This window comes from Neokomagataea thailandica NBRC 106555 (assembly GCF_001598495.1).
Lineage (GTDB): Bacteria > Pseudomonadota > Alphaproteobacteria > Acetobacterales > Acetobacteraceae > Gluconobacter > Gluconobacter thailandicus_A.
Genome location: NZ_BCZB01000011.1, coordinates 39,703 through 57,392, shown reverse-complemented (window position 1 = coordinate 57,392; position 17,690 = coordinate 39,703). Strand labels below are relative to the sequence as shown.

Genomic DNA, 17,690 nt, shown 5'->3' with positions numbered 1-17,690 from the left:
GGAAGAGTATTCCTTTCAGCGATACCTCAGATAAAGAAACGTCTTCCATCGCTTCTGTTAAAAACACGATCTGCAGCGCTGAAAAAATAAATGCTAATACACAAAAAAATGGAAAAATCTTTTTAATCGAAAGGCCGTATTGACTGCCTTTAATCTCCTCAAAGTAGGTGGATAGAAAAAATGAGCCCCCAAAACACATCGTCAGCGCCGTATAGAGCCCAAAGCGTATAAAATATTCCATCCACCCACTCATGTCAGATCACTGAACTGTAAACAGATAATCACCTTTAACGCGGTGCGTATCTGCCGAAACGGCACGATATTCTACAACATACTTGCCCGCGCTCAATGCCTCCGCCGGGACCGCCACCAAAGATTTACCATCGGCAGAAACACTGCTCTTCACCGGCACGTCTTGCGGCGTCGGCATATCCATACCCGGCATGGACACCATTTTCAGCGTCACACGTGAAAAGGCAGGAGCCAATTTTTCAGAAAAATTGAGCGTAATGTTCACGGGCGCGGCTCCACTGGCATTCATCGCCGGCGTTTCCGAAAGAAGTTTTGCATGAGCTTGCACAGCAGGTGCTATCGCCAATGTCAAAACCGTGGCCCCGATTAAAGCAATTTTTTTCAACATCGTTTTCTACTCTTTCCAACAACAACTTCCCCTCTACACAAAGGGAATAGGTCAAAATTGTACCAACTAAAGTCGAATGTGTTTTTTAATTTTCGTTAACGCACAGCCTCTGGCACCATAGACCAACTCGGCACGATAAAACTGGCAGGACACGAATTCTGGTCAAAAGGTGATGACATAAAAGACCCCGACTGCGGAAAAGCATCCAGCTTCTGCGGGTTCAACGTCATCCATATCTGGCTCAATACGGCTGTACCATCCGCCCGCTTGCTGCACTGAAACTGCAAACCGCGCTCGGCCGTCACGCCCGAGAGACGCTGAATTTGCGCCAGAACATCATCTCTCTGCACTTTTGAGCCCGCCAAAGACGTCACATAACGCCCAACGGCAGACGCCTCAAAACGCGTACGTAGCGACATCGCCGTCACAAAAAAATCATCCGCAGGATAACCAAAACACTGCACATGCTTCGTATATTCATGCACGACTAACGGGTGCTCAAAATGCGGCATAACAGCCGCCAAATCGGCTGCCGTTTCAGGACGAAGCGTCAACGCACCATCGGCCTCACCCAGTAATCCACAGCCCTGCATCCACCATTTCTGAACAGGAATACCCTGCGCCTCTAAAGAGGACGGCTCAGACGCCCACAAACCATGCAGACCAATCAACGGCGTACGCGGTTGATCCGCAAGGCAATTATGCCCCGGCTTGTCTGGCAAGCAAAAACCCGGCTGCCATGTCAGCGCTAAAGTATCATGCCGAAAATCACCATGTTCATGGGGTGTCAAAGATGCCTCTTTCGGCACTGTATTTTGCCCAACACACCCCGCCAGAAACAGCAGAGCTGCATAAACGAACCATTTCATCCTAAAAGCCCCCGCGCATGATGTACCATATGGTCTTCAATCATGCTTTGTATGAACCAATAGGAATGGTCATACGCATCATGCCTCCGAAGCACTAGGCTCTGACCCGCGCGCTTTGCAGCTTGCTCCAAAGCATCGGGCTTTAAAATGTCCAAGAACTCATCTTGCAAACCCTGATCCACCAAAACCGTACCCGGGTGGCACTGCCCTGCATCAAGCAAAGCGCATGGATCATAAGCGCGCCATTGTGCACGATCTTCACCCAAATACGCCGTAAAAGCCTGCTCGCCCCACGGTATCACGCTCGGCTGCGCAATCGGTGCAAAAGCAGAAACCGTTTTCCAACGCTCAGGGAATGTTAGCGCCTGAACCAGCGCGCCCATCCCCCCCATAGAATGCCCCACAATCCCACGGCGCTCACCATCAAAGTGAAAAAGTGCCTCCGTCACAGCAGGAAGCTCTTCCCCCACATAAGCCGCCATCTGGTAGTGTCGCCGCCACGGTTCCTGCGTAGCATTCAGATAAAAGCCAGCCCCTGTCCCCAGATCATAGCGCTCATCCTCTCCCGGCACATTCGCACCACGCGGTGACGTGTCTGGCGCAACCAGAGCAAAGCCATGCTGCGCGGCAAAACGCACAGCATTCGCTTTGATCAAAAATGTCTCATGATTACAGGTCAAACCTGCCAATACATGCACCACAGGCACATGCTGTCCTTCCAGCGCTTCCTTCGGCAAAAACACCGCAAACTGCGCCGGCACCCCCAGCGCAGAAGACGCATGGCGTAAAAGCCGAACGGACCCACCACAACAGCTCTGCTGCTTTAATGTCTCAACCGTTGAGATCGCGGTCATGACAGCCTCCGCCAATCAGAATTCAACAACGGTACGAATACTCTCACCACGTGCCATCATATCAAAGCCTTCATTAATCCGCTCGATCGGCAGCTTATGAGTGATCAGACTATCGATATTAATGCGGCCATCCATGTACCAATCCACAATCTTCGGCACATCCGTACGCCCACGCGCGCCACCAAAAGCTGAACCAATCCAACGCCGCCCCGTCACCAACTGGAAAGGACGCGTACTAATCTCTTGGCCTGCCCCAGCCACACCAATGACACAAGATACACCCCAGCCACGATGCGCGCATTCCAGTGCCTGGCGCATCAGGGTCACATTCCCCACGCACTCAAAGGTGTAATCTGCGCCACCACCAGTCAGTTCAATAATATGCCCAACAAGATCACCATTTGGCCCAAGGTCTTTCGGGTTCACAAAATCCGTCATGCCGAACTGACGAGCAATCGCCGCACGCTCTGGGTTCAAATCGACCCCGATGATCCGGCCTGCACCAACCATCTTGGCACCTTGAATGACATTCAGCCCAATACCACCCAAGCCAAACACAACCACCGTCGCGCCCGCTTCAACCTGCGCCGTAAACAAAACAGCGCCGATACCCGTGGTAACACCGCACCCAATATAGCAAACCTTATCAAACGGTGCGTCGGGACGAATCTTCGCCAAAGCGATTTCCGGCAGAACGGTATAATTCGCGAAGGTAGAGCACCCCATGTAATGCAGTACGGGCTGACCGCGGTAAGAAAAACGTGATGTCCCGTCCGGCATCAGCCCCTTACCCTGCGTCGCCCGGATAGAGGTGCAAAGATTAGTCTTCTGTGACAGGCAGGACTTACACTCACGGCATTCTGGCGTGTAAAGCGGGATCACATGATCACCGGGCTTGAGGTGCTTCACGCCGGCCCCAACCTCACGCACAATTCCCGCACCTTCATGGCCTAAAATGGCAGGAAACAGCCCTTCTGGGTCCTGACCAGAAAGCGTATACTTATCCGTATGGCATAGTCCCGTCGCTTTAATTTCAACGAGGACTTCCCCTTCACGTGGGCCTTCCAGTTGTACGGTATCAACCTCAAGCGGTTGCCCAGCTTTCAGAGCGATTGCTGCCGTTACGTCCATAATCCTGTCACCCTTTTATACAGCTCAGCAAAACTTTGCTGTTAGCCAAACATTCCGTTCTTCCGATAACATACACACCATAATACCACCCTTGAGGAGGGGTCTTATGATTGTTCAGCGTCGCTACGGCTTGATCCAACTTTTCAAAGAAACACTACCACCCCTTATCATCCTCGCATTATGGGACTTAGTGGTCGTTATCCTGTTCCAAGTGTACCATCAGGACTGGATGGAACAGCCCACCCTTCCCATTTCCCTCATGGGCTCAGCCCTCGCAATTTTTCTCGGCATTCGTAATAACGCCGCGTATGCGCGTTGGTGGGAAGGGCGAACTCTCTGGGGCGCTATCACCAATAACTGCCGCTCCTTCGGGCGTGAAACAGCCTCTCTCCTCGGCGGCCGCCCTGACCTCGCCCGCGCTATGGCTGCTTATCCCCATGTACTCCGTGCCGCTCTCAGAGGGGAGCCAACGGGTGAAGATGTGGCCCGCCTAATGCCTGAGCACATGAAAGCTCCGGTCTTATCCTGCACCAATGCTCCCAATGCCCTCTTATATTACATTGGCCTTGGCGTACGCGATGAAGTCCTTAAACAAGACATCGATGGCGCTGTTCACGGTACCATTGACCGTATCTTGTCTGACATCGCAAACGCACAAGGCGGACTAGAGCGTATCCGCAATACCCCCTTACCCGTACAGTATTCTCTTCTGCCCGAAATCGCGACACATCTCTTTTGCATTGTCCTACCACTCTCCGCCGTCCAAACCCTCGGCTGGATCACGCCATTAGGCTCCAGCATTATCGGCGTTCTCTTCCAAATGCTCGACCGAAGCGGCCGCGATTTACAAGAACCGTTCGATACATCAGTCCACGCTCTCCCCATGGCCACCATGGCGCGCACCATTGAACGGGACCTCCTACAGCCCATTGGAGAACAACCCGCCCCCCCCTTCACCATACATCATGGGGTTCAACCCTGACCCCTCACCGAAAAACCGCGACAAAAGAGGGTTTTTCTGCTATAGGCTTGCCTTATGAATACGTTCAAGACCCCCCAAAAGGGCGGCATGACCGACGAAATGGCACGTGCCGCTGCCGAGAACACCGCTCGCCAGTCCGACCCGGAACAGGTTTCTGACCCGTTTCAGGAAGGTGACTCTATCGTTTACGCTGCTCACGGCGTAGGACGTGTCGATAAGATCGGCACGGTCGAAGTTGCGGATACCGCAATTGAGATGATTCAGATCTCCTTCCCCGGCAACCAGATGACGCTGCGCATCCCGCTTGCAAAAGCCCGCAAAGCAGGCCTGCGCAAAATCGTCACGCGGGACATTGTTGAAAAAGCCATGACGGTCATCAAGGGTAAGCCGCATGTCAGCAAAGGCATGTGGGCCCGCCGCGCCGTTGCTTACCAAGAGAAGATCAACTCCGGTGATCTCATCCAGATCGCTGAAGTGCTGCGTGACCTGCGCCGCAATGTTGATAGCCTTGACGGCAGCTTCTCCGAGCGCAAATTGTTTGAGGCCGCTCAAGAGCGCTTCGTCGCAGAAGTCGCGGTTCTTGAGAACAAAGACCCCGCCTCCGTGCTCGATGAGCTGAATAAAACCATGAAGGCAGCCTGATTTCTTTCCCCCCTCAGGCGTAAAAATGACCTAAGCCGGTTGAAATTCACGGGAAGTACGGTTTTCATAGCATCCTGTTCGCAGATGTTGCGTTGACCGTACATGCCGTCACGGTTTCGCTCCGTTTTGGACATCAACCACGCTGAAGGAGAGGTGAGTAGATCATGCCCGCCCCTTACAAAGATCGTTTCGCCGGCAAGAAAGTCCTTGTCACAGGTGCATCTCAGGGTATCGGTGAAGCAACCGCCCGACGCTTTGCTGAAGAAGGCGCACAAGTCGCCCTGAACGGCCGCAAAGAAGACAAGCTCATTGCTGTCCGTGATAAACTGCCGAAAGCAGCCGTCGGCGACCATGCCATCGCCACAGGCGATATCTCCAAGGAAGCAGACGTTAAACGCCTGATGCAAGAAAGCATCGAAACCATGGGCGGCCTTGACGTTTTGGTCTGTAACGCAGGTTACCAGATCGCGTCTCCCTCAGAAGACATCAAACTGGAAGACTTTGAAGGCGTCATGGCCGTCAACGTCACTGGTGTGATGCTGCCATGCCGTGAAGCCATTAAGTACTGGCTCGAGAACGGCATCAATGGCGTGATCATCGTGAACTCTTCCGTTCACCAAATCATTCCAAAACCACATTATCTCGGCTACTCTGCATCCAAGGGCGCAGTGGACAACATCGTCCGCACGCTGGCGCTCGAATATGCAAGCCGCGGTATCCGCGTAAACGCCGTTGCTCCTGGCGCGATCGTCACCCCAATCAACATGTCTTGGATCAACGACCCAGAGCAGTACAAGAACGTTTCATCACATATCCCGATGAAGCGCCCCGGTGAAAGCCGCGAAATCGCAGACGCAATCACCTTCTTGGCAGCCGAAGACAGCACCTACATCACAGGCCAAACACTCTTCGTTGATGGTGGCCTGACATTGTTCGGTGACTTCGAAAAGAACTGGTCTTCGTAAGGTCATGACCGCTTCTCGCACGGCACTCGTCGTCGAGGACGACTTTATTATACGACTCTGCCTAACAGAGTACCTGCAAGGTGAAGACTTCATTACGCATGAAGCCTCTAGCCTTGCAGACGTGGAGGCCATCTTAAAAGATGGCCCCACGTTCGATGTTCTGATTACCGACTATTATCTCGCAGGAAGCAACGGACTAGACGTTGTAAAAGCCGCACATAAGAAACAGCCACGCCTTCCCGTTGTGTATATAAGCGGCAAGAAGAACCTACCACATACTTCTTCAACACTTGCACAACACATTACCAAACCTTACGCTTTAGAGGATGTGCTCAACGCGATAAACGCGCTAACAGCCCCTTCCTCCTAAGCGGTACCTGCATGATAGATCCCCATTCATCTACGACTACTACCCCGCAAAATGATGATACCGCCACGCTCATCACCCAATGTCATGCCGCCCTCTCAGCCCGCAACCCGAGCCAAGCGCGCGCACTCCTTCAAACCCTACCCCATACAACCGAAACCCATACTCTAAACGGCCACGCCCTCTTCCTCATGGGCCAATACGCCCCCGCAGCACAGGCCTTCATACGCGCAGCTCCAACCGTTGGGCCTCACCCCATTGCACAATTCCTGCCACAAGCCATAAGCCAGCGCCTTCGCCCGGAATTACTCCTCCTTATTGATGCCGCAATAGAGCAAACCCCTGAAGACATCCGGCTCCTAGAGGCGAAAGCAACAGTTCTCACAGAACTCAACCGCCTCACCGAAGCCGAACACCTTTTAAAAGAAAGTTTAAGACGCCGTCCCAATAACGATAATACCCTCAATACTTTAGCTATGGTGTATTCTGAAGCAGGACGATTTGATGAATCCTTAGCCATTCTTCAAACATTACATGAACGCGCGCCCGACCAATGGACCCCACTCTGTAACCTCGCCTGTACTTTGACCAATATCGGCCAATTAGACGAAGCTGCTAATGTTTATCGCCGTGCTATCACCCTCGCCCCCCATGAACCCGCCCTACGCCTCAACCACTCAATTACCATGCTCAAAGCGGGGCGTATGGCCCAAGGCTGGGCAGAGCATGAATGGCGCTTTGGCCTTCCCGGTCACACCAGCCTCCCCCGCAGCCGCCTCCTCCCCAGCATCACCCCCAACCTAGACCTACGGGGCAAGCGCATTCTCATCACACAGGAAGAGGGATTAGGCGATACACTCATGTATTTACGCTATATCCCTCCGCTTATCCGCACAGGTGCGCGCGTCCATATCTGGGGGCCACACACACTCGCCTCCTTGTGCAACCGCATTGATGGCATAGACACGGTGCAAGTCGGTGGTGACACCCCGGATTACGACTATCACTGTCCTTTTATCAGCTTACCGCGCGCCTTTTCAGCCACCCCAGACGCTATGGGAGCACCTGTTCCGTACCTCACCACACACTCCCATAAAGCCGCCCAATGGCAAAAAATTCTACAACACGATACCAAACTCAAAGTTGGCCTCGTCTGGGGCGGCGGCGTACGCAGTGAAAATTCCATCGCTTACATGCTGGACCGCAAGCGCTCCATGCCCCTCAAGGCACTCAACCCCCTTGCTGCTTTAGACGGAATGTCCTTCTACTCCCTCCAAAAAGATGAACCGGCCCACCAACTCCCTGACTTTCCCGGACACATTACCAATTACATGCCTCAATGCTTTGACATGGATGACACGGCAGCCCTCATCTCTGCCTTAGATATTGTGGTATCGGTCGATACATCCATGGTGCATCTGGCAGGCGCCATAGGCAAACCCGTCATTATGATGGACCGCACCACAAATTGCTGGCGCTGGCTGCAAAACCGTGAAGACAGCCCGTGGTACCCCAATATGCGCATTGTCCGGCAAACCACATTTCAAGAATGGGGGGATGTTGTAGAGCGTGTCGCTCAATTACTAACCCGTGCTGTTCATGAAGGCGTTGCCAGCATCATAGTATAATGCACTTATAGTTTCATAAATAAAACATATCGAAAGAGATTCGATAATGCCAAAATATAAAGCACTTCTTTTATCCTCTCTCACCATTTTCCTCTGCGCCGCCGCCCCACCACCACCAAGCATTGCGCCCTTCATTAAAAATGGCACATTAGATACGGGCGATTACAGCTTCGCCCGCGGCGCTTTCCCCGGCGCCACGCCTGAACAAATAAAAAATTGGAGCAGCATCACAAACTACCTCAAACAATGCTCACAAGACGCAACAAGCGCTGAAGAATCCGCCCTTAAAAAGATCGGTGTTTCCACCCACCTCGAAAAAGAAGCCTACCAAGACCATATTTGCGGCCAACTGGACACTGTACAATATAATATCAAAAATTTTAAAACATGGGAGCAGTTTCAAACAGCCTATCAGCACAGCCTCCCTTATTTCCAAGCCTATAAAATGGCCATAGATGCATCCGTTAACGCCACCAATATTCTCCACCCATCTGACGATATCATCGACCAAACCGCCCGCCGCGTTATCCCAGATCAAGCGTGGCGCGCCCCAACGCTTAACAATTTTCAAGAACTCTCTGGCGTCGACCCTGACAGCAGAAAAGCCCTCATGGGTAGACTCTCTCTAACACTCCGCATTATTGACCGGGACAATACACTCTGGGCACGACACGTTCTCGAAACAAAAGGCTGGAGCGGTATTCTCAAAGAAGGCCCGCATACCGCTAAGGCATTGTGGTTATTTATCCAACACGCCGATGATGACCCCGCCCTTCAAGTCATGGCATTGCGGCAAATCGAACCCTTAGCCAAAGCCGGAAAATCATCCAAACCCGACTACGCTCTGATGTATGACCGCGTCATGCTCGCCATCACGGGAAAGCAGCATTACGGCTCTCAACTCTCCTGCCAAAATCACCATTACGCCCCTTATTCACTCGATGCCGGCGCCCAAAACCCAAAAACACTCGACGCACGCCGCGCCGAAATGGACCTCCCATCCGAGGCCCAGTATCTCACCTACCTACCGCCACATTGCTAATAAATCAGCGAGTATGTCACCCGCCCGCCCCTTCATGGGGCGGGCGGCTTTCACTCCTCACGGCCAATGGCTCTCAAACGCTCCAAGATCAGGCGCTTTACCGTGAAATGCCTCGCCAACATCACGGCCCGCATCAATGGCCTCACTCCCACGCGCCAGATGCGCAAAACGAATATCCGGCAGATCCCCATCACGCTGACGCGGTGCCATGAGTTCACGCGGGTCTAAACTAACAAAATCCGCCCGTTCAATCGTCATCGGCAGCGTGAAATAATTAAACGATACATCATTCTCTTCAGCACTCCCTAAGGAAGAGACTTCCACTCGCCCCGCATACCCCACATTATTCTTCATAATATGCCCATAACCGGGAACATTCGTGCGGTTATCATCCAAAACAGAGAGCATATTGAAATTAGCGCCCCGATTACCAATCGCCGTATTATTGATCCATGTCTGACCACCAACATGATGATTGGCATAAAACCCATTCACGCGGTTCCCCACGGCCAAAGAAAACATGACCACATGCCTCGGAACAGGATGCGGATAAGGCCCACCATTCGCCCCATAACCACCCGCCTTAAAGCCGTTTCCATCCCCTAAAGGGGTAAAATCTGAATCGTAACCATTATAAAATGCCCAACAATGCGTAATAGTCACCGAAGCCTGTGCATTAATCAGGTCAAACCCGTCATCAGTATTAAACCACGCACGGGACCCTTCAATACTATTCCCTTGATCTAAAGCCGAGCGAGGGTGCGCGCCAAATCCATCTATATTACCGTTTGACTCTTCATCCAGCCCATAATTATGATAAGCATCAACATTTCGCACCGTATTATGACCGCCCGAAACAAGATACCAGCCAATCCCCATCCCATCATGAATAGAGAGACGTTCAAACAGATTACCGGACCCACCCTGAACCCGAAATGCCTCTGACTGCGTGTGTCGATGCGCAATCGTAATCTGCACATGCACAACCTGAAAGCCTCTAAAGATGCAGCCCTTACACCGAACCTGAAACGCCGTGACACGCCTTTGAAATGGTCGCACTGCAGAAAAATCAAAAACCGGTACTTCCTCACCATAGGCAACGTAAGAAATACGATCTTTCACAATATCATTCACAACAGTATAAATACCGTCAGACGTCGCAATATCCGTCGCACTAAGATGATAAACACCCCCTCGTATATAGACCGTATCACCAGAAGACGCCTTATCTTGCGCCTTCATTAACGTCGCGAGTGGCGCATCCAACGTTCCCTCAGCATGATCAGAACCATCCGGCGCGACAAACCAGTCATGCGCGATAACCCGGGCATGGGCACTAAGCGCCAACAGCAACACGCTGAAGCACAGCATTATGCGCCTATACGCCATCACCACACGTCGCGCTTGAAGCCTGGCCATCTACCACCCCACGACTTTGATCAAGGCTTTTGAAGCACCACGTTCACTCAAAAGAGGGCATAACAGGCATAATTTTAGGCTTACGCGCCTTCACCACAAGCGTATCAAGCGCTGAAAGAAAGCGTGAACGATCAGCCTTACCAAAGCTACTCGCTCCCGGCGTTATCATTCCGGCAGACCGCAAATCCGTCATCAAATTACGCATTGCTAGCGCCATACCAATCGCATCGGTGTCCAAGAGCCGCCCCTTGGGTTCAAGCACATAAGCCCCCTTCTCAACGCAGCGTGCCGCGAGTGGAATATCGGCCGTAATCACAATATCCCGGCTCTGCGTGCGTTCCGCAATCCAGTCATCCGCCACATCAGGCCCAGCCTCCACCACCACACGTTCAATCAACGGCGAAGGCGGCAAAGCGATCATCCTGTTAGCCACGACAAAAACATGAACATTATAGCGCCCTGCCACACGGTAGACCTCGTCTTTGACAGGGCAAGCATCGGAATCAATAAAAATACGAGTCATGCGCTCAAAGTGACGCACTCACGCCCGAAGCGCAAACCGAATACACCCCGCCGAATGGGACAGCTCCAGCAAAACTCCAGAAAGCACAAACACACCCCTGAACGCCAAGGCGATGATTATGATAAGCCGCCATCATAAAGACACCACCCGAAGAGCAAGCCCGAGCCACAACGCCCGAACGACAGCGCCCGACCAGTGGCAGCACACAAGCGCCACCGCCAATAGATCACCACGTACTCAACGGCGCATCGGGCCACTCATCACCGAACGCAGGCCCTCAATAATCATACCCATAAGACAGACCCACGCTGGACCCGGGGTCATTCTCCGGCGTCGTAAAGCCTGTTACCTGCCCACCGGTACCAACCGTCGTGTTCAGCTTCAAGCGCTTCGTCAAATCCACCTGAACCTGCGCCTGCGTCCCCGTGCCGGACATGGCCTGCTTGGCGCCGACATACACGCCCTTCATCACATATTTTCCGGCCTCAACACTTGTGCCACCATTATTCACACCACCACCGCCACCAATCGCCAAACGGTCTAAGCCCAGAGCATTGCGGACCTTTGCCATGGGGTCGAAAGAGGACCCACCAGCAAGCTGCGCCACCGCAGCACCAAGCTCCGCCAGTTGCATTGTGGACAGTGAATGTGAATCCGTACCGAACAGCAAAATGGCCAAAACTTCATCGCGTGGCTGATGCGGTACGGACGTAAAGTCCAACTTCGGTGCGCTCGCATATCCACTCACCAACAATGACGCGAGCGTACCCTTCGCGTTGCGGTCCGCACGAAAATCCAAGGTCGGGTCCAAACGATGATTAACGCCCGCGCCGTTAAAGCCAACACGTCCATGCGTAAAGGTCAGATTGATCCCGGCAAGGTTGAAGTTACCCCGCCGCAAGTCAAACCCACCCGTTACAACAGGCGCCGTGCTCACACCGCCCACATGCAAATTACCGGCCATCTCCGCATCAAGCCCATGCCCACGTACCAAGAACTGCCCCGGTGAGTTCACATCAATACCCAGCCCAATCACCAGCGCACTCGTTGATTGCGTGACTTTTTGGCCCGGACGAATGACATCAAGCTGCGGCACAGAGGCTGGCAAGGAATCAGGGATATTCACCGTCACAGCCGGTAAACCAATATGCCCATCCACATCCAAACGCGTCTTCGCCTGCCCATGAATGCGCAAATTAGTATTAATCGTTGCTGTAATCAGATCACTCGCAATCGGCGTCGCATTTTGGGACACAATCGCCAATTCAACCGGCAAACCCGGCCGGAACACGCCCACGGATCCATCCACCGCGATCGTTCCCTGCCCAGCATGCGCGAGAATATGCTGGATATTCAACGTATCACCCGCAGCCACAACCGTGCCGTTAATCCCGGTCAAAGACACGCCCTGCGCATAGCTATTAAAGCTCACATTTTGAACATGCACAGTGCCGCTAGCGCGCGGTTGCTGGGCTGTTCCTGCAATATGCATATCCAGCCCCACTTGCCCGTGGGTCTCCATGCCTTGCGCCCCCAATACGGCATTCGCAATATCAAGATCCACATGCCCCTTTGTAGCCAGAGCGAGCGCACCCGTTGGAGAAAGCGGCACCGTACCATTCGCTGTCAGCCCAATGCGTGACCCCGCATCAAACCGCGTATCGATCCGCGCTGTTTTTCCTGCCAAAACAGCATTCGCTTGTACATTCGCCGCAGGCAAAGACGCTGCTGGTCCCGTTGCCATGTGCAGCCCCTGCGCCATCACCGCCACTGTTCCGCTTGGCTCTGCCAGCGTCCCTGTCACATGCGCTTTAGCCGAAATCACACCACGCGCATTCAAATCCGGCGCAAACGGCTTAGCCAGTGCTGGCGTCAGATGATCTAACGTCGCGTCCAAAGCCAGACGCGGCTTGATCTCACCACGCACATCCAAAACCGCAGGAGCCACACCAGCCGGTGCAACCGTCATGTGCAAATGATCAACACCCATACGCTCACCAAAGCGGATCAGCGATGTCCCCGAAACCGCAAGACGCTCTCCCTTGGCCAAAGCCTCAAGACGCATCAACTGCACACTCTTATCCGGCACATTCAGCCGTGCAACCGTGTTCAAAGATGCAGGCGCACCCATGACGTTTTGGAAGGCACCTAAGGCTTTAATATCCAGCGCCGTTTGCGGCCCCTGAACCGTTGCCTTCAAGCCACCCGTCATATCGCCAGAAGCCTGATGCACACGCAAACCGACCAAGTTTAACGCCAAATTCGGGATCGGCGTCCCCGTCGGGTCATCCACAAAGCCGTTTAACGTCAGCGTCCGTACCGTCGCCTGCGGTGCAGAGAGTGCGCCATCCAAACCGAGCGTAACGCGGGCAGGCGCATTGGCAGCTTCCGTCGTATGCAGTGCTAACACCACATGCCCGCCTATATTCTGCCCTGTAATACGCCGGAAATCCGCAAGATTCCGCACCGCAAGATCCAGATCCCCCAACGGCACTTTCGCACCAGACGGCAAACGCAACGCCCCCTTCCCGCTCACACTATTCCAACCCAAACGATCAAGCGTAACGAAGAACGTCCCCGCATCATCACGCCGCACCTGCGTATCCAGCACAAACGGCGCACGATCCAACGTCCCATGACCGACAATATGCGCTTGTGGATGCGCCGGAAGATGCTGCGCTTCCACATCCAAAGCCACCGGCCCTACGGGCACATCATTCGCACCAATATCGCCTGCCAACCCCGCCTTAACGGCAAAATCAGCCAACGGACCGTTCACATCGGCCTTTACATCCGTATGCCCATGCAACGCCGGGGCCGCCTGCCCCAAATCTGACAAACCTAACGCCAAATGCGCGTTCAGCGTCTTGGCTGCATCAGCCCCTAACGCACCATCCAGCAAGACATGCAGCGCACGTCCATCAAGGCCGACATGCTTCAGCGTAACACCACGCGCTGTTGATTGGCTCACATCAAAGGCAAACCGCCCATCATGCCCAATCAGGTGCAACGCTTGCGGTTGTCCCCCGGCAATATCAAGCGTGCCTTGCCCTTGAACATGCACATCATCTTGCGCCGTTTTGGGCAAAGCAAGATCAGCTTCAAGCCCTGCTTTCCCAGCCAAATCCACATGGCCAAGTCGAGCCAAAGGTGCCAAATCCGGCAAAGATGCCACAATATGCGCCTGCACCGCCGGGTCCAGTGCGGCCTGCACACCCACCGTAAATAACGGATGCGTCACATGCACATCCACCGGGCGGCCCTGTGCGAAAGGATGCGCCATCACATCTGCATCTAACGGCGCACCCGCCAGCAGCGTTGGGTCCGCTCCCGGTATCCGTAAACCCAAAATATGCGCGGTTAAATGCGCAAAGCTCTGCGCCTGATCAGCATTTTCCTGCCCATCAAAATGCATGGAGAGATGATCCACACCCGCTCCTGCCGCAGAAAGCGCATCAACCTCCAAAACACCTTGCCCAGAAGGCCCCTTAAACGGCCCATGCAACACAGTATCCAGCGCAATACTATTCCACCCTATACCGGGACGTAATGTCATGGCCGGCGCATTGCCCTTCACATGAAGGTTCAGCCGGTTCGCCAGTAAATCGAGCGTTCCCGTCGCATCCAACTGCGCAGGCCCTGCCGCCGCATGTGTTTCCAACACGGCCGCATCACGCGGACCATCCAGCCCGACCGATACCGTCAATGGCTCTAAAACCGACAGCCCAGCGATGGTCTGAAGCGCACCGCCCACCTCTTCATGCGCGTTCACATGCAGCTTAATCTGCCGCGCAGGCGTTCCCAGCGTCAGCTCAACCTGACCCGGCGCATCCAAGCGCGTGACCTTCAAACCCGCATCCACATCTGGCAGGTTCTGCACACTTAACCCGGCACCCACAGGGGCTAACGTGTCCACCCGCATATGGCCGTGCACATCAAAAGCCATCTCATGCCCGGTAAAGGCCGCACCCAGCACAATCCGATCAACCGCAAGCTGGTCCAGCTGCACACCCCAATTCGGCAGCCCACCGGAGGAAGACGCCGATTGCTCCGCTTGCACTTTTGTCGTGTCGGATACGGGCGCGCGCCGTACCTGAATCTGCCCAATCCGCACCGCATCCACATGAAGCGTCTTATGCAGCAAACTCAGCGGAGACCAATGGACATCAAAATGGTCCAGCGCGAGCCAAACCCCTTGCGTATCCCGCACATCCAGATGGTCAAACGCCACGCTTAACGGCAACGTCCCGGACAACCCCGACAACGTCACCATCCCACCCGATAATGGCGTAATCTTACGTTCTAAAAGCCTCTTTCCAGCACCTGTATTAATGCCCACCAGCACAATAACCAGCGCCAAAACCACAACGCCCAGCGTGCCGCCAAACAACCACGCACACAGCTTGGCCACACGCCGCAAAATTGAGCGTTTCACCGTTTTCTTCCCTTGGGCAACATTCTGCTGTTCATGATACTGCGCCATCAGAATGTCTCCCCAAGACCAAGATACAACTCCCATTTATCCCCTTGCGCAGGCCGGTTCATCGGCAGCGCAACATCCACACGCACCGGGCCAATGGGTGTGAAATACCGCAACCCAGCACCATACCCCACGCGTAACGTTCCTTGCCCCGGCCGTGAGCCCGTCCCCACCTGCCCTGCATCCATAAAGGCCGCAAAGCCTAAATTTTTTGGCAAACGCTGACGGAACTCCACCGTCCCCGCATCCATCGAGGTGCCACCAATCGCGTATTTCGTGTTGCCATATTGCGGCCCCACACCTTGATAACGAAAACCACGGATCGTCGCCGGACCACCCGCATAAAGCCGTTGATCTGGCGGTATCTGATAAGTTGATGCCCCCTGAACGGACCCCACAATCCCGCGCACGGCCAGCACGGAGTTCCCCGACTTGGTCAGACCCAAGCGCGCAAAGTCAAAATACGTCGAAGCCTGCGCCGTCAAAATCGTGAAGAACGACGTATTGCTTTCTAACGATACCGATGGCGTCGCCGTCAAAGACGCCCGAATACCATGTGTGGCCGGGTCAATCGGGTTCACCAGCTCAGTGCTATCATACGTTGCGGCAAGCGGAGCCGAGACAATGAAATAATGCCGCGTATCGCCAAATTGCTGGATCTGCTCCTGCATCCCCATCACCCCAGCCGATACAAACCAGTATTTCCCCAAATGCCGCCCCAAACCAGCACGCGCCAAAAACGCCGTTTGCCGATACGAGTATAAAAGCTGGCGGATTGCCTCAACCCGCAGGCTCAACGTCTGATCACGCCGCAAAAAATCGGGCTTGTTGAAATCCGCATACACATCATAGCCAAGCCCCTGCTGAGCGGACCCACCCAGCCCCGTCACGAGCGCGGTCAACTTCAACTGCTCCGCTGCACCTAACAGATTATGATGCGTCCAACTGACACCAGCCCGCCCACCAAGATCGGTCGAATAACCCGCTTGTGCGGACAACGTGCGCCGCTTGCCTTCCGTAAAATCAAAATCAATCGGCATTGCCTGCGTTACACCCGGCACCCGGCTCACAGTATTACCCAAAGTCACAATCGGTGGCGCGTCATGCACCTGCACCGTTGAGAAAACACCCGTACTCGCCAGATCTTGACGCGCCGCTTCAATGGTGGACGGGCGATACAAATCACCTTCATGCAACGTCAAACGCCGACGCAAAAATGAATCCCGCACATGCGTCAAACCATCAAACCCAATCGGCCCAATCACCACTTTGGGGCCACGCTCTACATGGAACACAATATCCAGCGTTTGACTCTGCGGCCTCAAATACGCCAACGGCGTTGAAACAGATGCCGTCGCATAACCTTCTTCTTGCAAGAACGTCAGCAAATTACCTTGTGCGGCGAGAACGGGTGCAGCTTGTGCGAGCTGCCCACTTGCCAGACCAAATGCCTTTTGCTCACCATCCGTCAGTGCCACAACAGCACTCGGCTTCTGCGCTTGCACCAATGGCGTTTTTAAGGATGTCACCTGCTGCACAGCATTGACCGCCGTCTGCCCTGCAACAACCGATACAGGCGCCACAACCGACACTTGGCCTAGACGAAACTGCACACCCAAAACCGGAGCAATCGTCACTTTGACATTGCCCTTGGCACCGGCCGCTTTCAGCACGTCAGGCAATTGCGGGTTCTGGCCGTCCAGTGCTTGCCCCGCGACATTCACCGTAATCGTCACACGGCCCGCGTAAAACCCTTGAGACTCCAACGCGGTATTTACCCGGTCATAATCCGCCCGAATACGCCCAGACAGCGCATACGGCCCCACCGCCTGCGTCGTTTGCAATGTCTTAAGTTGAGAGGATGCCGCAACCGCACTATCCACCGCAGCATTACCCGTTGAGGTCAAAGAGACTTTATACGGCACCGCCACACCACCCTGCACAGCAGGCGTGGAAGAAAGTGGCTGCACAGTCGTCGCTTTTGATGCCTCCGCTGCCATAAGCTGTATGGGTGCAATACCAACACCACACGCCAAAGCCGAGCTCAGAGCACAACGTATAAAACCAACATGAAAGATACGACCTGACGTCACCGATTAGCCCTGCTCTCACTTAAAAGACAAACACACAGCCCGCAGCCAGAATGAC

General features: G+C 54.0%; 15 protein-coding genes. 6 read left to right on the top strand and 9 right to left on the bottom strand.

What is annotated here, in order from left to right:
* The 5 genes from NTH01S_RS12000 to NTH01S_RS05245 all read right to left on the bottom strand — a co-directional run.
* Positions 1-253, bottom strand: a 253-nt coding sequence (locus tag NTH01S_RS12000) for a hypothetical protein (RefSeq protein WP_218015973.1), incomplete at its 3' end; no start/stop codon positions are given.
* A gap of 6 nt (positions 254-259) precedes the next feature.
* Positions 260-640, bottom strand: a complete 381-nt coding sequence (gene copC, locus NTH01S_RS05260; RefSeq protein ID WP_084367022.1) for a copper homeostasis periplasmic binding protein CopC — start codon at positions 638-640, stop codon at positions 260-262.
* A 95-nt stretch (positions 641-735) separates the two neighbouring features.
* Entirely contained in the window at positions 736-1,509 is a 774-nt protein-coding gene (locus NTH01S_RS05255) for a ribonuclease T2 family protein (RefSeq protein ID WP_068170534.1), read from the bottom strand.
* The gene (gene fghA, locus NTH01S_RS05250; RefSeq protein ID WP_068170558.1) at positions 1,506-2,363 is read right to left on the bottom strand and encodes an S-formylglutathione hydrolase; all 858 of its coding nucleotides are present in this window, start codon (positions 2,361-2,363) and stop codon (positions 1,506-1,508) included. The genes NTH01S_RS05255 and fghA overlap by 4 nt, the downstream gene beginning before the upstream one ends.
* Before the next feature lie 15 nt (positions 2,364-2,378).
* Positions 2,379-3,494 carry an S-(hydroxymethyl)glutathione dehydrogenase/class III alcohol dehydrogenase gene (locus NTH01S_RS05245; protein WP_068170531.1) on the bottom strand — a complete coding sequence of 372 codons (1,116 nt, stop codon included), beginning with the start codon at positions 3,492-3,494 and terminating at the stop codon, positions 2,379-2,381.
* A 106-nt stretch (positions 3,495-3,600) separates the two neighbouring features.
* Here NTH01S_RS05245 and NTH01S_RS05240 point away from each other — a divergent pair, with 106 nt between their 5' ends.
* The 6 genes from NTH01S_RS05240 to NTH01S_RS05215 all read left to right on the top strand — a co-directional run bounded on the left by NTH01S_RS05240 (position 3,601) and on the right by NTH01S_RS05215 (position 9,120).
* Entirely contained in the window at positions 3,601-4,476 is an 876-nt protein-coding gene (locus tag NTH01S_RS05240; protein ID WP_068170528.1) for a bestrophin family protein, read from the top strand.
* 54 nt (positions 4,477-4,530) lie between these two features.
* Complete coding sequence (locus NTH01S_RS05235; RefSeq protein WP_068170518.1) at positions 4,531-5,118, top strand: CarD family transcriptional regulator; 588 nt, start codon at positions 4,531-4,533, stop codon at positions 5,116-5,118.
* Positions 5,119-5,282: 164 nt separating this feature from the next.
* A complete protein-coding gene (locus tag NTH01S_RS05230) occupies positions 5,283-6,083 on the top strand; it encodes an SDR family NAD(P)-dependent oxidoreductase (RefSeq protein WP_068170517.1) in 801 nt (266 codons plus the stop codon).
* Positions 6,084-6,087: 4 nt separating this feature from the next.
* The gene (locus NTH01S_RS05225) at positions 6,088-6,453 is read left to right on the top strand and encodes a response regulator (protein WP_068170516.1); all 366 of its coding nucleotides are present in this window, start codon (positions 6,088-6,090) and stop codon (positions 6,451-6,453) included.
* 11 nt (positions 6,454-6,464) lie between these two features.
* On the top strand, positions 6,465-8,078 hold the full coding sequence (locus tag NTH01S_RS05220; RefSeq protein WP_068170515.1) for a tetratricopeptide repeat protein: 1,614 nt from the start codon (positions 6,465-6,467) through the stop codon (positions 8,076-8,078).
* A 46-nt stretch (positions 8,079-8,124) separates the two neighbouring features.
* Positions 8,125-9,120 carry a DUF6624 domain-containing protein gene (locus tag NTH01S_RS05215; protein ID WP_068170514.1) on the top strand — a complete coding sequence of 332 codons (996 nt, stop codon included), beginning with the start codon at positions 8,125-8,127 and terminating at the stop codon, positions 9,118-9,120.
* A gap of 57 nt (positions 9,121-9,177) precedes the next feature.
* Here NTH01S_RS05215 and NTH01S_RS05210 read toward each other — a convergent pair whose 3' ends face one another.
* From NTH01S_RS05210 to NTH01S_RS05195, 4 genes are all read right to left on the bottom strand, one after another.
* On the bottom strand, positions 9,178-10,539 hold the full coding sequence (locus NTH01S_RS05210; RefSeq protein WP_084367020.1) for a right-handed parallel beta-helix repeat-containing protein: 1,362 nt from the start codon (positions 10,537-10,539) through the stop codon (positions 9,178-9,180).
* Between the two features lie 43 nt (positions 10,540-10,582).
* Positions 10,583-11,062, bottom strand: a complete 480-nt coding sequence (locus NTH01S_RS05205) for a YaiI/YqxD family protein (protein ID WP_068170554.1) — start codon at positions 11,060-11,062, stop codon at positions 10,583-10,585.
* Between the two features lie 277 nt (positions 11,063-11,339).
* Entirely contained in the window at positions 11,340-15,581 is a 4,242-nt protein-coding gene (locus tag NTH01S_RS05200) for a translocation/assembly module TamB domain-containing protein (protein WP_245642196.1), read from the bottom strand.
* Positions 15,545-17,542 carry an autotransporter assembly complex protein TamA gene (locus tag NTH01S_RS05195; RefSeq protein WP_084367028.1) on the bottom strand — a complete coding sequence of 666 codons (1,998 nt, stop codon included), beginning with the start codon at positions 17,540-17,542 and terminating at the stop codon, positions 15,545-15,547. Before NTH01S_RS05195 ends, NTH01S_RS05200 begins: the two co-directional genes overlap by 37 nt.
* Positions 17,543-17,690 lie beyond the last annotated feature (148 nt).

What these genes read in the sequence shown, in the direction of transcription:
- NTH01S_RS05230 (WP_068170517.1), top strand. Translation starts at nt 5,283, where the DNA reads ATGCCCGCCCCTTACAAAGATCGTTTCGCCGGCAAGAAAGTCCTTGTC.
- fghA (WP_068170558.1), bottom strand. Translation starts at nt 2,363, where the DNA reads ATGACCGCGATCTCAACGGTTGAGACATTAAAGCAGCAGAGCTGTTGT.
- NTH01S_RS05245 (WP_068170531.1), bottom strand. Translation starts at nt 3,494, where the DNA reads ATGGACGTAACGGCAGCAATCGCTCTGAAAGCTGGGCAACCGCTTGAG.
- NTH01S_RS05210 (WP_084367020.1), bottom strand. Translation starts at nt 10,539, where the DNA reads ATGGCCAGGCTTCAAGCGCGACGTGTGGTGATGGCGTATAGGCGCATA.
- NTH01S_RS05240 (WP_068170528.1), top strand. Translation starts at nt 3,601, where the DNA reads ATGATTGTTCAGCGTCGCTACGGCTTGATCCAACTTTTCAAAGAAACA.
- NTH01S_RS05200 (WP_245642196.1), bottom strand. Translation starts at nt 15,581, where the DNA reads ATGGGAGTTGTATCTTGGTCTTGGGGAGACATTCTGATGGCGCAGTAT.
- NTH01S_RS05205 (WP_068170554.1), bottom strand. Translation starts at nt 11,062, where the DNA reads ATGACTCGTATTTTTATTGATTCCGATGCTTGCCCTGTCAAAGACGAG.
- NTH01S_RS05255 (WP_068170534.1), bottom strand. Translation starts at nt 1,509, where the DNA reads ATGAAATGGTTCGTTTATGCAGCTCTGCTGTTTCTGGCGGGGTGTGTT.
- NTH01S_RS05220 (WP_068170515.1), top strand. Translation starts at nt 6,465, where the DNA reads ATGATAGATCCCCATTCATCTACGACTACTACCCCGCAAAATGATGAT.
- NTH01S_RS05235 (WP_068170518.1), top strand. Translation starts at nt 4,531, where the DNA reads ATGAATACGTTCAAGACCCCCCAAAAGGGCGGCATGACCGACGAAATG.
- NTH01S_RS05195 (WP_084367028.1), bottom strand. Translation starts at nt 17,542, where the DNA reads ATGGCAGCGGAGGCATCAAAAGCGACGACTGTGCAGCCACTTTCTTCC.
- NTH01S_RS05215 (WP_068170514.1), top strand. Translation starts at nt 8,125, where the DNA reads ATGCCAAAATATAAAGCACTTCTTTTATCCTCTCTCACCATTTTCCTC.
- copC (WP_084367022.1), bottom strand. Translation starts at nt 640, where the DNA reads ATGTTGAAAAAAATTGCTTTAATCGGGGCCACGGTTTTGACATTGGCG.
- NTH01S_RS05225 (WP_068170516.1), top strand. Translation starts at nt 6,088, where the DNA reads ATGACCGCTTCTCGCACGGCACTCGTCGTCGAGGACGACTTTATTATA.